Origin of the sequence: Paenibacillus sepulcri (assembly GCF_042647105.1) — a bacterium.
Lineage (GTDB): Bacteria > Bacillota > Bacilli > Paenibacillales > Paenibacillaceae > Paenibacillus_Z > Paenibacillus_Z sepulcri.
The window spans coordinates 1375727-1388242 of sequence record NZ_JBHRUP010000001.1 but is presented as its reverse complement, the minus strand read 5'-3'; the positions used below and the strand labels follow the sequence as shown (position 1 = coordinate 1388242).

The following is a 12516-nucleotide window of genomic DNA, read 5'->3' as shown; positions in this document are numbered from 1 at the left end:
GCCGCTTAGTCGGCTCTTTTTTGTTTTTATTTAACAATTGACATCAAGGTGTATTATTCGTATAGTACACTTATGGTGTATGAACTACATAGTACACACACTGGTAGAGAGAGGTTGATATGAACGTGGACGACGGGCAAATCAACATGAGATTTAACAATCGCGATCCAGTCTACCTGCAGGTTGTCCGTTACTTCAAGGAGGGACTGGCAGCTGGCAGGCTTTCCGCAGGAGATGTCATTCCTTCACGCAGGGAAATTGCCGGCCTCCTCAAGATCAATCCTAATACGGCGCAAAAAGCTTACAAGGAAATGGAGGATCAGGGCTTGATCATAACCGAAGGAAATTCCCCGAGCCGAATCGCAAGCAATGAACAGCTGATTGGCTCTATCCGGGATGAGCTTATTCAGGAGGCTGCGGCCGCCTTTATCGATTCTATCAAAAACATCGACGTGCCCGTTGAGGAACTGTTGAATGTTGTAAGAAAGCAGTATCTGAAAGGACGTTAATGGAATAAAGGGAGGTGCCCGAAAATGATTGAATTGCAGAATGTGACAAAGAAATATGGACGCAAGAAGGTACTGAACGGAGTATCCTTTACAGCCGAAAAAAATGAAATCACCTGTTTAATCGGCATTAACGGAGTCGGAAAATCAACTGTACTCAAAGCCATTATGGGGCTGACGCCTATCGACAAAGGTCATATACATATTGATGAACAGCCTGTTCATTATTGGCATTATGAGAGGATCACTTTTGTTCCCGATACGATCACGATGCCCGGGAGCATGACGATTAAGGCCTGCATGCGCTTCATGGCGGATTTCTACAACAATTGGAATCAGTCCAGGGCCAATGAGCTGCTGATTTTCTTCAAGCTGAAGGTGGAGGATAAAGTTGCCGAGCTGTCCAAAGGAAATGCGGCGAAGCTTAATCTGCTGCTGGGGCTGGCCGTCGATTCCGATTATATTCTGATGGATGAGCCGTTCTCGGGTATCGATGTGTTCAGCAGGGAACAGATTGCCTCGGTCTTTACCAGCCAGTTAATCGAGGATCGCGGCGTTATTATCACCACCCATGAAATCAATGACATTGAGCATCTGCTGGATAAAGTCGTTCTTCTGGATCAGGGCGCGGTTTTAACATCGTTCAACTGCGAGGAAATGCGGCAGGAGCAAGGGAAATCCGTTATGGATGTGATGAGGGAGGTGTATCAGACATGAACCGATATTTGAAGCTGGTTCATATGGAGCTTGGCCGCTTCAGAAACATTTATTTAAGTTTATTTGCGCTCATCCTGCTGGTGCAGATGGGGGGAGTATGGATGAAAGCGCAGGATCTCATTCAAAGGGCCGGGAAGTGGCACAATGGCGGCCTCGAAGCTTATTTGGAATATACAGCTCAGGCAGGCAAAGCAAACTTCGCGGATGTGATGTCGAACAGTCTGTTCTTTATGGCTCCTGTCTTTCTAAGCGCCTCGGTACTGCTGCTCTATATATTTATGATCTGGTATCGCGACTGGCTGTTCAAGCAACCCTTTATTTATCGGCTTCTAATGCTTCCGACGCAGCGGTATCATCTGTACTTCTCCAAGTTAAGCGCCATTCTTATCATGTTTCTGGGGCTGGTTGCTTTCCAGCTGCTGCTGCTGCCGCTGGAAATCGGCTTGTTTCAATCCCTTGTGCCTGCAGAATTGAGAGAGACGATTTCGACCGGAGACTTCATCCGTTCTCAATTTATGCTGCAAATTCTGCTGCCCTCAAGCTTCATGTCCTTCGTGATTTATTATGGAGCGGGCCTGCTTGCGGTGAGCGTGATTTTCACGGCAGTTCTGATCGAACGGAGCTATCGGCTGAAGGGACTTGCAGCCGGTATTTTATATGTGGCACTCTCGGTATTCATCGTGACTTGTCCAATTCTTATCCCTTTTCTGATGTGGAACACTATTATTGAAAATTATTTGTATCCTATGGAAATCTTTATCCTCGAGCTGATATTGGGCTTGATCGTTGGTGTTATTTCAATTTGGACAGGCTTATTTCTAATCAAAAGAAAAGTGGCGGTTTGACCGGGGGAGGATTACAAAAAATGAAAAGGTACGGGCTGTCAGCCGCACTTCTTGCACTGATCATTATTAGTATCGGAACTTATTATGTGCAGGCCTCATCCGGCAGCGGGCTTCCCCAATACAGATTGGCGAAGCTCAGCGGCGACGGGAAGGAGGCGGCACATATTCAATTGGAAGGTTACTATGGCTCCGGAATCATTTCCGAACCCTTAAATATCGGCATACAGGGAAGTGATTATGAAGCCAATAAGGGCTTCCTGGACCAGTTTTCCTTTCGCCCAAGCCCCTGGAGCCATTTTAATTCGGTCCTTGCCGGGCATCGTCAGTTTCTGAAGGGCAGTCATCAACCGGGCGGCTTCTATGAGAATGACAATCTGATCGCTTTTGCCAAAACAGCTTATGAACTTACCGGTAATCTCAGCGCGGACTTCAGAATTGTCATTTCGATCTGGGACAAGAAGACAAAAGAAGCGCGCAGCATGGAAGTTCCGATTGCGGAGCCGAAGGGAATCAAGCTGCAGTGGTTAACGATCGATGAGGTTCAGATGAGCGGGAATCAGTTCAAAATTTTCACTCAGACTCAGCTGACTGCAGAAGGAACCGGGAAAACCTCGCAGCTTGTTGGAGTATACACCATCGATGAAGCAGACGGATCCATAACCAGTATGGAGGAACTTGCTGACGATGCAGTAGAATCCGGGTATGGTCATGGTATCAATTATCAGGTGGTTCCTACCTTGGATCCCCTGGATGCAAGCCCGTTTGTAGTTTATCAGGTGCATGAAATGAAGAATATCCAGACAGGCGCCGGTTCCAATACCTCAGAGCAAATTGGGGAAAAGCTAATGTCCTACAGTCTGGCTTCCGGGCAATTCGAACCTGTGGTATTCAGCGGCGACGGAGATTTTCAGGAGAATTCCATGTCGTTTACCACTGCCGGGAACCAGCTTGTACGTGCAAGCGGCAGCAGTTTGGGGCTCCATATTGCCATATACAGTCTCGACGATAAGAAAATAGCGAGCGATAAGCTCATCACCTTCAAGGAGCTCGGAGGGCAGTCGATAGATCGCCTGATTCTGCAGCAGAATAAGCTGTACGCCTTAATTGAAATTAGCGGAAAGCCGGGTATTGCGGTAGTGGATTGGAAAAGCGGAGCTGTCTTGTATCAAGGCGCTGTAAGCGTGGAGGGGACTCCGGAGGAGCGCGAACTTTTGCTGAGCCGGCTGACTGTAATAAATCTGATTCCTTCCCAGTAATTTAAAAAAGGCTGCAGCCCTTGGCAGCTCAGGCATTGACATTCGGTTGACCGCTGATGAAGCAAATCCGGCTGCATTCCGTTTCTTGTTTCGGGAATAAATTGGAGGACCGAGGAGATACTGTAGATTAATGTTTCTCCTTGGGAGGTAATCACGTTGACCCGAAACAAAGTCGAGATTTGTGGTGTGGATACCGCAAAACTACCTGTACTTACCAACGTCGAAATGCGGGAACTTTTCACGGCTTTGCAAACACAGAATGAATGGGCAGCAAGAGAGAAATTGGTCAACGGCAACCTGAGGCTGGTACTCAGTGTGATTCAGCGGTTTAACAATCGCGGCGAATTCGTTGATGATTTATTTCAAGTCGGCTGCATCGGTCTCATGAAGGCCATCGACAATTTTGACCTTGGTCAGAATGTCAAGTTTTCAACCTATGCTGTACCGATGATCATCGGAGAAATCCGTCGTTATTTACGGGATAACAACCCGATTCGCGTATCGCGAAGCCTGCGGGATATCGCCTACAAGGCGCTGCAGGTGAGGGATACCTTGACGAATCAGAATTCAAGGGAACCGACAATAATGGAAATTTCCGAGGCGCTCAATGTGCCGAAGGAAGAAGTGGTTTTTGCCCTTGATGCTATTCAGGATCCGGTTTCCTTATTCGAACCGATCTATCACGACGGGGGCGACCCTATTTATGTGATGGACCAAATCAGCGACGACAAGAACAAGGATGTATCTTGGATCGAAGAGATTGCGCTGCGGGAAGCGATGCACAAGCTTAACGAACGGGAAAAAATGATCTTATCGATGCGGTTTTTCGAAGGAAAGACCCAGATGGAGGTAGCCGATGAAATCGGCATCTCGCAGGCCCAGGTTTCACGTCTTGAGAAATCGGCCATCCAGCAAATGCAAAAGCATGTAAAAACCTGAAACGGCGCGCTATCGCGCCGTTTTTCTTATGCCCTCACGAAAGATTGGTCGAAAGGGCTTGACCGCAGGGAGGCAAGCAGCAGAGTGGACAGGAAGTTTTTAATAGGAATCAGGACATTTTAACTATATCGTACATATAGTAATAGTAAAGGCAGGAGCGGAAAGAAGCTGCTGATGCACGAAAAACCTCTGCGGAAACGTGGTGAGTACCGATTGAAAATATCCGATTTTCAAACGAAGGATGTCATTAATATCGTCGATGGCCGCAAGCTGGGTCAAGTGAGCGATTTGGAGCTGGATCTGCGGCAGGGGCGAATCGATTCCATTGTCGTGCCAAGCTATACCCGATTTTTCGGGTTGTTCGGCGGCGGCGGAACGGATGTTGTGATCCCTTGGCGCAATATTGTGAAAATCGGCACGGATGTAGTGCTTGTACGGATCGATGATACGAAGGTGCACAAGAATGAAGACGAGGAACAAGGAGCAAGGTAGGTTTCTAAGGGCGCTTCTTCGGCTTGGGCGGGCGGATAACACCGCTCGCATGAGCCGCTGCCCCTATGGTAAACTGGTAGCGGGGTGAGCGATTATGATGGAAGCATTCAAACGTGAAGATACAGCGAAGGGGCCTTCGCTTTTTTTATTGCCGCAATGGGCGGAGCAATATGCCGGTTTGACGGCCGGTTTCACCAGCAGGCTGGGCGGGACAAGCAGCAAGCCATGGACATCGCTGAACTGTGGACTGCATGTAGGCGATGAAACGGCGGCAGTGGTCAACAACCGGGTGCTGCTTGCGGATGCCCTGGATTGGACTTTTGACAGCTGGACATGTGCGGAACAGGTTCATGGCAATCATATCCACCGGGTAACGGCAGCAGATAGGGGAAAAGGACGTTTAAGCCGGGAGACAGCGATTGCCGATGCGGATGCGCTTGTAACCGATGAGAAGGATATTTTGTTGACCTCCTTTTATGCAGACTGTGTGCCGCTGTACTTTTTTGCGCCCAAGCAGGGGGTAATCGCGCTGGCCCATGCCGGCTGGAAGGGCACGGTGCTCGAGATTGCGCGGCATACCGTACAGGCCATGGCGGATGGCTACGGCTGCGCCGCTGAGGATATCAGGGCGGCGATTGGTCCGTCCATCGGAAGCTGCTGTTATGAGGTCGATGAGACCGTGCTTCGGCGCGTTGAACCGCTGGTTGACGACTTCAGTCCGGAGTTCCGTGCCAACCCGGAGCGGTGGATGCAGCCGACGGAAAACGGCCGGGCACGGATCAACTTGAAAGAAATCAACCGACAGATTATGATAAAAGCAGGAATTTTGCCGATGGCTATCGAATTATCTGAGTGGTGCACTGGCTGCAATACCGAACTCTTCTATTCTCATCGTATGGAAGGAGGAGCCACTGGGCGCATGGTCAGCTGGATTGGCATGAGAGGTGAACGGTTAATATGACCTTGTTGGATCGGATTGAAACGGTGGAGCAGCGGCTGGCCGAGGCTTGCGGGCGCAGCGGCAGAAGCCGGAAAGATATTGAGCTTATTGCAGTAACCAAATATGTTGGCGTAGAACAGACTGCTGATGTGCTCCGGCAGGGGCTCAACCATCTGGGCGAAAACCGCTGGCAGGACGCCGCTGCCAAATGGAATGCGATCAGCGGGGAAGGAAGCGGCTCCGGGTTCCCGGATCTTCCGGAGGGACAAGCCCGATGGCATTTCATCGGATCGCTGCAGACCAATAAAGTGAAAGAAGTCATAGGGAAATTTAACTATATACATTCGCTTGACCGCTCTTCACTGGCGCAGGCCATTGAAAATCGGGCGCAGCAGCTTGGAATCATCGTACCCTGTTTCATACAGGTGAACGTATCTGGCGAGGATGGCAAGCATGGCTTGGCTCCCGAGCAGCTGCCCGTGTTTGCGCGAGAGCTAGCAGATCTGCCGCATATTGAGCCCGTTGGGCTTATGACCATGGCCCCGCTGGACGGGGAAGCGGAGCAGGCCCGTCCGGTTTTTCGCGGGCTGCGTCAGCTGCGGGACGAATTAAATGCCTTGGCATTGCTTCGTCAGCCCGTGAATGGGTTATCTATGGGCATGTCCAACGATTTTGAAGTGGCTGTTGAAGAAGGAGCCACGTGGCTTCGCTTAGGGACGGTTCTAGTCGGCAAAAGCTGACACAACGGTCATAGATTTGCCTTCCAAAGTGAGTTTCTGGCTTGCTTTGGAGTGATCCATGAGAAGTATCACCAGAAACTCAGTAACGCTTCCGAAGTGAGTTTCTGGCTTGCTTTGGAGTGATCCATGAGAAGTATCACCAGAAACTCTTAGGAGGAATGGATAATGAGTGTTATGAATAAATTCATGAGTTTTCTTGGGCTGCAGGAGGAAGAAGAAATCGTCGAACGTGAAAGAATTGAGCATCATGAGGAGCAAGAGGTTGAAACTTCTCCATTCGAAGCACGTAAACAATCTACAAAAGGCAATAATGTAGTTAGCATCCATTCGCAAAAAAATGTGCGCGTCATTCTGAATGAACCCCGTTCTTATGACGAAGCCCAGGAAATCGCCGATCATCTGCGCTCGCGGCGCGCAGTCGTTGTCAATCTGCAGCGGGTGCGTACGGATCTGGCTGTGCGGATTGTTGACTTTCTGAGCGGAACCATCTACGCTCTGAATGGAAGCATTTCGAAGCTTGGACCGAATATTTTTCTTTGCACGCCGGATACGGTTGAAATTCAGGGGACGATTACGGATATGCTGGCAGAAGAGAACGAATACAAAAAGACGAGGTGACCTTTAGTTGGACTGGAATGTAACGAGCATTGTCATGAATCTTTATACGATCTACAACTTTTTGATTATTGGCTACATTCTTTTGTCATGGCTCCCAAGCGCGCGCGAAAGCTTTATCGGCGTGCTGCTGGCTAAGATCGTAGAACCTTATTTGACGCCATTCAGACGGATTATTCCTCCCATTGGCGGAATGCTCGACATTTCCCCCATCGTTGCCTTGTTTGCACTCCGGTTTGTGGCATATGGGATTATCGCGATTCTCAACATGATTTTCCAATGAAACCAGAAATCTATGTGCATTTCCATCCTGATGAGCGTGTTTTTGTCGATCGGGCCTCGGAGTGGGTCGAACGGGCAGCATTTGGCCATGAGATGAAACGCACGGACTTCCTCGATCCCAGACAGGTTGATATTCTAATGAGTTTGGCTAACCGCCAAATGGACATACAGGTTAAGCTGATGGGCGGATATGAGCAGGCGGAGCGCCGGCGTGCTCTTATCGCGCCGGATTACCGGATGCTGGATGATGAGCCTGAAGGTATAGCCTTGATTCGGATTACGGCCGGCACCGGAGGGCATCTTCAGCTCGATCACGGCGATTACCTTGGCGCGCTGCTAGGGCTTGGAATCAAGCGGGACCGGGTAGGGGATCTTCACATTCACCCCGAATTCTGCCATTGTCTCGTTGAAGAGGAAATTGCCGATTATGTGAACATTCACTTGCGTCAAGTTCACCGGGTTCAAGTCCTGACGGACATTGTTCCGTTAACCGGTCTGCAGGCTGCGGCTCCGGTGCTGGAGGAACAGAACCTATCGGTGGCTTCTTTGCGTCTGGACGGGATTGCAAGCGATGTTTACCGGGTCAGCCGGTCCAAAATCGTGGATCCCATCCGCGCAGGACGCTGCCGGGTCAACTGGCGTGCGGAAGAAGATCCTTCTGCGATGCTTAAAGAAGGGGATGTCGTTTCTTTTCAGGGCCTGGGCCGTTTTAAAGTCCTCAGCGTCGAAGGTGTTACGAAGAAAGGCAGAGTTCGGGTGAAAATCGGCAAATTTATATAGTCCCTTGCAGGATTTTAGCCCGATATGTCGAATGTAAACAGGCAGACCCGAACTAATTGTACGGGGCATGGGACTTTGGTTTTGATTTTGCCCTGAATTATTTTCGTTCTTCGACTCTTCATACTCTTGGGAGGTGCGCCAATGCCGCTTACGCCATTGGACATACATAATAAAGAATTCGGAAGACGTCTTCGCGGTTACGACGAAGATGAAGTAAACGAGTTTCTCGATCAGGTCATCAAAGACTATGAGGCGCTTATTCGGGAAAACAAAGAATTGCAAAACCAGGCGTTGTCGCTTCAGGAGAAGCTGAACCATTTCTCCAATATTGAAGAAACGCTTAGTAAAACGATCATCGTCGCACAGGAAGCGGCTGATGATGTAAAGAGCAACTCCAAGAAGGAAGCTCAGCTGATTGTTAAGGAAGCGGAGAAGAATGCTGACCGGATCATTAATGAAGCTCTCTCCAAATCGCGGAAGGTTGCGCTTGAAGTCGAGGAGCTCAAACAACAGGCTTCCATCTACCGCGCCCGTTTCCGTTCGCTGGTCGAAGCGCAGCTTGAGCTGCTGAGCCATAATGGCTGGGATTCGCTTGAAGGCAGAGACCGCTTGCCCAATGAAGTGATCAATAATTCCTAGGCACGCACTCGCTGCTCTTGACAAACACGCAGGACTGGCGTATAAATGTGAATAATTAATCAACCAAATTCATTGACGAGAACGAGTAGACCATGCGTTTGCCCCCAGAGAATCCGATGATTGCTGTGAATCGGTGCGCAGAACGTGGTTGAAGATCATCTCCGAGAAGCTGCGCTGAATGCCCAAGTGGATAAATTGCTGACAAGACCAGATGTGCGAACAGCATCATTCTCCTCTTGCAAGCTGAACTTGCACTAAGCGCTGCCGGACTCCCCCCGTTACAAGGAATACGGATTTCTTAAAATCCGTAACAAGTGTCAAGCATGTAAATGTGAGAAAGACAATGCCCGGCAAGGAAGCGGCATGTTGGATTCACTTTTATCATTATGCTTGGAACAAGGGTGGTAGCGCGAGCAGGTCCTCGTCCCTTTCCAGGGGATGGGGCTTTTTTTGTTGTCACAGCAGTCAGATTTTTCGCATGGTCTTTCAATGAATGTTTCAAATAAGAAAGGGGATCTGTATAGCATGCAGCGCGTAGATGTAAAGGAACGTGCAAGAGCCCGCGATATCCGGGTACTGGGCAGATGGAAAGCAGAACAGACATTTGAGCAATCGATCGAAAATCGTAATGGGAAACCTAATTTTGTATTTTACGAAGGTCCGCCGACTGCCAATGGCAAGCCGCATATCGGCCATGTGCTTGGACGGGTAATCAAGGATTTTGTTTGCCGCTACAAGACAATGTCCGGATACCGTGTTGTGCGCAAAGCAGGCTGGGATACGCACGGATTGCCTGTCGAGCTTGGGGTGGAGAAGCAGCTGGGCATCTCCGGCAAACAGGAAATCGAGAAATACGGCATCGAAGCCTTTGTCAAAAAATGCAAGGACAGCGTCTTTGAGTATGAACGGCAGTGGCGTGATCTGACGGAAGCGATCGGCTATTGGACCGATATGGACAAGCCTTATATTACGCTGGACAACAACTACATTGAGAGCGTATGGCATATTTTATCCACGATTCATGGCAAAGGGCTGCTGTACCGCGGTCACCGGGTCAGCCCTTACTGCCCATGCTGCCAGACAACGCTCAGCTCTCACGAGGTTGCCCAGGGCTATGAAGATGTAAAGGATCTCAGCGCAACGGTGAAATTCAAGCTGACCGATTCCGGCGCGTATGTGCTGGCATGGACGACAACTCCTTGGACCCTTCCGGCGAATGTAGCGCTTGCCGTCAATCCGAAGCTGGACTATGTCCGGGTGAGAAAAGAAGGGGAGCTGTATATCGTTGCAGCGGGCCTTGTGGAAAGTGTAATGAAAAGCGGCTATGAAATCGAGTCCACTGTAAAAGGGGCTGATCTGCTCGGCTTGAAATATGAGCCTCCATTCCGCTACGCCGCGCTGGATAACGGGCACTTCGTCATTCCCGGTGACTTTGTCAGCGATACGAGCGGTACAGGGATTGTTCATATTGCGCCGGCCCATGGAGAGGACGACTACAAAGTGGCCCGCCAGAATGGCGTCAGCTTCCTGAATGTGGTGGACAATGCCGGCCGGTATATGGACATGGTGACTGATCTGGCAGGCCGCTTCGTAAAAGATTGCGATATCGATATTGTCAAGATGCTCAGCGAGCAGGGTTTGCTGTTCTCCAAGGAGCGGTACGAACACAGCTATCCGTTCTGCTGGCGCTGCAAATCGCCGCTTATCTACTATGCAACAGAGAGCTGGTTCATTGAAACGACCGCGGTGAAGGAACAACTGATTGCCAATAACAACAAGGTGGACTGGTATCCGGGGCATATCCGGGAAGGCCGGTTCGGCAAATTCCTTGAGGATCTCGTCGACTGGAACATCAGCCGCAACCGTTACTGGGGAACGCCGCTTAATGTTTGGGTTTGCGACAGCTGCGGGGGACAGCATGCGCCTGGAAGCAGGGCGGATCTGGTTGCGCGTTCGGTAGAACCCATCTCTCCCGACATTGAACTGCACAAGCCCTATGTGGATGAAGTTAAGCTGAACTGTCCGCATTGCGAAGGCGGTGTGATGACCAGAACGTCTGAGGTTATCGATGTCTGGTTTGACAGCGGCTCGATGCCGTTCGCGCAGCAGCATTATCCGTTTGAGAACGAGGCGGCATTTGCGGATCAGTACCCGGCAGATATTATTTGCGAGGGCATTGACCAGACGCGCGGCTGGTTCTTCAGCCTGCTGGCCGTATCAACGCTTTATAACGGCAAGGCTCCGTACAAAGCGGTTATTTCAACCGGACATGTGCTTGACGAGAACGGGCAGAAAATGTCCAAGTCCAAAGGGAATGTCATTGACCCGTGGGAAATCCTCGATGAATATGGAGCCGATGCGTTCCGCTGGGCATTATTGTCTGACAGCGCGCCATGGAACAGCAAACGGTTCTCGCGGGGGATCGTTGGCGAAGCCAAATCGAAAGTAATGGACACTATCGTCAATACTCATGCGTTTTTTGCCCTGTATGCGTCGATTGACGGATATGAGCCTTCCAAGCATCCATACCGGGAATCTTCAGGAAAGCTGGACCGCTGGATTGTGTCGAGGTTGAACAGCTTGATCAAGCAGGTGGAGAAGGGGCTTGAGGTGAATGATTTTCTCAACCCGGCCAAAGCCATAGAGGTCTTCGTCGATGAATTAAGCAACTGGTATATCCGCCGTTCCCGCGACCGGTTCTGGGGAAGCGGCCTGACGGATGACAAGCTGGATGCCTACGGCACGCTGCATCATGTTCTGCTCACGCTCTCGCGGCTTATTGCCCCTTATGCGCCAATTCTCGCGGAAGACATCTACGGCAACCTGGGCGGCAGTACGGAAAGCGTTCATTTGGCCGATTACCCAAAAGCCGATGACTCCGCAATCGATGAAACCTTGGAGCGTGATATGGAGACCGCCCGTCAGATTGTCGAGCTTGCGCGCAATGTCCGCAACGAAACGGGGATCAAGACCCGTCAGCCGTTATCCGAGTTGATTATTGCACTGGATCGTGAATTCGATCTTACAGCGTATGAAGACATCATCAAGGACGAAATCAATATCAAGACTATTGCAATTGCAAGCGGCGACAGCGGGTTTGTGGATTTCACCTTTAAGCTGAACCTGAAGGTTGCGGGTAAAAAATACGGCAAACTGGTAGGGGGCATTCAAGCTTATCTGAAGCAGCTGACGCCGGAGCAGACTCAAGCGGTGGTGCAAAGCGGGGAGCTTGTCTATCCCTCCTCCGAAGGTGAAACATTGATAATTGCACTCGATGAGCTGCTGGTTGAGAAACAGGCCAAGGCGGGCTTTGCATCCGCTTCGGGTTATCAGCTGACGGTGGCGGTTAATACCGACATTACACCCGAGCTTGAACAGGAAGGCTTGGTCCGCGAAGTCATCCGCGCAGTTCAGGATACACGCAAGAAGCTGGATTTGCCGATTGAGAAGCGGGTTCATCTGACGCTTGACGTGGATGGCGAGCTGACGGCGGCGCTGAAGGCATTCGAATCTGTTCTGATGGAGAATGTGCTGCTGAGCGGAGTCGATTATGGAAGCAGCGAGGGAATGGAGCGGCTGAAGCTCGGAGAGAAAGAAATTGGAATTTTAATCGGCGGTTAAGGGCATTATAACGGATGAATAACCGCATATGACTTAACGTTCATGCGAATGCTGCCGGCGAAGCGGCAAATGCCGCTTCGCCGGCAGCATCTGCATGGGCGTTTTTTTACTTCTTGCCTTGCTCATCAACTACCACGATCATAC

At 50.3% G+C, this 12516-nt stretch carries 13 protein-coding genes and 1 other annotated feature; all 13 genes read left to right on the top strand.

Features of this window, described 5'->3' with window-relative positions; genetic code table 11:
• The first annotated feature begins 119 nt into the window (after nucleotides 1-119).
• Nucleotides 120-509, top strand: coding sequence for a GntR family transcriptional regulator (locus ACFOLF_RS06480; RefSeq protein WP_210046564.1), 390 nt, complete (start codon nucleotides 120-122; stop codon nucleotides 507-509).
• A gap of 24 nt (nucleotides 510-533) precedes the next feature.
• Nucleotides 534-1223 (top strand): ABC transporter ATP-binding protein, encoded by a 690-nt coding sequence (locus ACFOLF_RS06475; protein ID WP_210046563.1) that lies wholly within the window; start codon nucleotides 534-536, stop codon nucleotides 1221-1223.
• On the top strand, nucleotides 1220-2068 hold the full coding sequence (locus tag ACFOLF_RS06470) for a hypothetical protein (RefSeq protein WP_210046562.1): 849 nt from the start codon (nucleotides 1220-1222) through the stop codon (nucleotides 2066-2068). Before ACFOLF_RS06475 ends, ACFOLF_RS06470 begins: the two co-directional genes overlap by 4 nt.
• A gap of 20 nt (nucleotides 2069-2088) precedes the next feature.
• Nucleotides 2089-3324 carry a hypothetical protein gene (locus tag ACFOLF_RS06465; protein WP_210046561.1) on the top strand — a complete coding sequence of 412 codons (1236 nt, stop codon included), beginning with the start codon at nucleotides 2089-2091 and terminating at the stop codon, nucleotides 3322-3324.
• Nucleotides 3325-3480: 156 nt separating this feature from the next.
• A complete protein-coding gene (gene sigG, locus ACFOLF_RS06460) occupies nucleotides 3481-4263 on the top strand; it encodes an RNA polymerase sporulation sigma factor SigG (protein WP_188992832.1) in 783 nt (260 codons plus the stop codon).
• Between the two features lie 213 nt (nucleotides 4264-4476).
• Nucleotides 4477-4755: a PRC-barrel domain-containing protein gene (locus ACFOLF_RS06455; protein WP_210046560.1), complete on the top strand. Its 279-nt coding sequence runs from the start codon at nucleotides 4477-4479 to the stop codon at nucleotides 4753-4755.
• Between the two features lie 94 nt (nucleotides 4756-4849).
• A complete protein-coding gene (pgeF, locus tag ACFOLF_RS06450) occupies nucleotides 4850-5716 on the top strand; it encodes a peptidoglycan editing factor PgeF (protein WP_379114348.1) in 867 nt (288 codons plus the stop codon).
• Complete coding sequence (locus ACFOLF_RS06445) at nucleotides 5713-6435, top strand: YggS family pyridoxal phosphate-dependent enzyme (protein WP_210046559.1); 723 nt, start codon at nucleotides 5713-5715, stop codon at nucleotides 6433-6435. Before pgeF ends, ACFOLF_RS06445 begins: the two co-directional genes overlap by 4 nt.
• A 165-nt stretch (nucleotides 6436-6600) precedes the next feature.
• The gene (locus ACFOLF_RS06440; protein WP_210046558.1) at nucleotides 6601-7053 is read left to right on the top strand and encodes a cell division protein SepF; all 453 of its coding nucleotides are present in this window, start codon (nucleotides 6601-6603) and stop codon (nucleotides 7051-7053) included.
• A gap of 34 nt (nucleotides 7054-7087) precedes the next feature.
• Nucleotides 7088-7333 carry a YggT family protein gene (locus ACFOLF_RS06435; protein ID WP_210046588.1) on the top strand — a complete coding sequence of 82 codons (246 nt, stop codon included), beginning with the start codon at nucleotides 7088-7090 and terminating at the stop codon, nucleotides 7331-7333.
• Nucleotides 7330-8112, top strand: coding sequence for a YlmH family RNA-binding protein (locus ACFOLF_RS06430; RefSeq protein WP_210046557.1), 783 nt, complete (start codon nucleotides 7330-7332; stop codon nucleotides 8110-8112). The genes ACFOLF_RS06435 and ACFOLF_RS06430 overlap by 4 nt, the downstream gene beginning before the upstream one ends.
• Nucleotides 8113-8253: 141 nt before the next feature.
• Nucleotides 8254-8751 carry a DivIVA domain-containing protein gene (locus ACFOLF_RS06425; protein WP_210046556.1) on the top strand — a complete coding sequence of 166 codons (498 nt, stop codon included), beginning with the start codon at nucleotides 8254-8256 and terminating at the stop codon, nucleotides 8749-8751.
• A gap of 63 nt (nucleotides 8752-8814) precedes the next feature.
• Nucleotides 8815-9183: a binding site (T-box leader), on the top strand.
• Between the two features lie 93 nt (nucleotides 9184-9276).
• Nucleotides 9277-12372 (top strand): isoleucine--tRNA ligase, encoded by a 3096-nt coding sequence (ileS, locus tag ACFOLF_RS06420; RefSeq protein ID WP_210046555.1) that lies wholly within the window; start codon nucleotides 9277-9279, stop codon nucleotides 12370-12372.
• Nucleotides 12373-12516: the final 144 nt, after the last annotated feature.

Excerpts from the sequence above, each read along its gene's own strand:
- ACFOLF_RS06480 (WP_210046564.1), top strand. The coding sequence starts at position 120 with ATGAACGTGGACGACGGGCAAATCAACATGAGATTTAACAATCGCGAT.
- ACFOLF_RS06475 (WP_210046563.1), top strand. The coding sequence starts at position 534 with ATGATTGAATTGCAGAATGTGACAAAGAAATATGGACGCAAGAAGGTA.
- ACFOLF_RS06470 (WP_210046562.1), top strand. The coding sequence starts at position 1,220 with ATGAACCGATATTTGAAGCTGGTTCATATGGAGCTTGGCCGCTTCAGA.
- ACFOLF_RS06465 (WP_210046561.1), top strand. The coding sequence starts at position 2,089 with ATGAAAAGGTACGGGCTGTCAGCCGCACTTCTTGCACTGATCATTATT.
- pgeF (WP_379114348.1), top strand. The coding sequence starts at position 4,850 with ATGATGGAAGCATTCAAACGTGAAGATACAGCGAAGGGGCCTTCGCTT.
- ACFOLF_RS06445 (WP_210046559.1), top strand. The coding sequence starts at position 5,713 with ATGACCTTGTTGGATCGGATTGAAACGGTGGAGCAGCGGCTGGCCGAG.
- ACFOLF_RS06440 (WP_210046558.1), top strand. The coding sequence starts at position 6,601 with ATGAGTGTTATGAATAAATTCATGAGTTTTCTTGGGCTGCAGGAGGAA.
- ACFOLF_RS06435 (WP_210046588.1), top strand. The coding sequence starts at position 7,088 with ATGAATCTTTATACGATCTACAACTTTTTGATTATTGGCTACATTCTT.
- ACFOLF_RS06430 (WP_210046557.1), top strand. The coding sequence starts at position 7,330 with ATGAAACCAGAAATCTATGTGCATTTCCATCCTGATGAGCGTGTTTTT.
- ACFOLF_RS06425 (WP_210046556.1), top strand. The coding sequence starts at position 8,254 with ATGCCGCTTACGCCATTGGACATACATAATAAAGAATTCGGAAGACGT.
- ileS (WP_210046555.1), top strand. The coding sequence starts at position 9,277 with ATGCAGCGCGTAGATGTAAAGGAACGTGCAAGAGCCCGCGATATCCGG.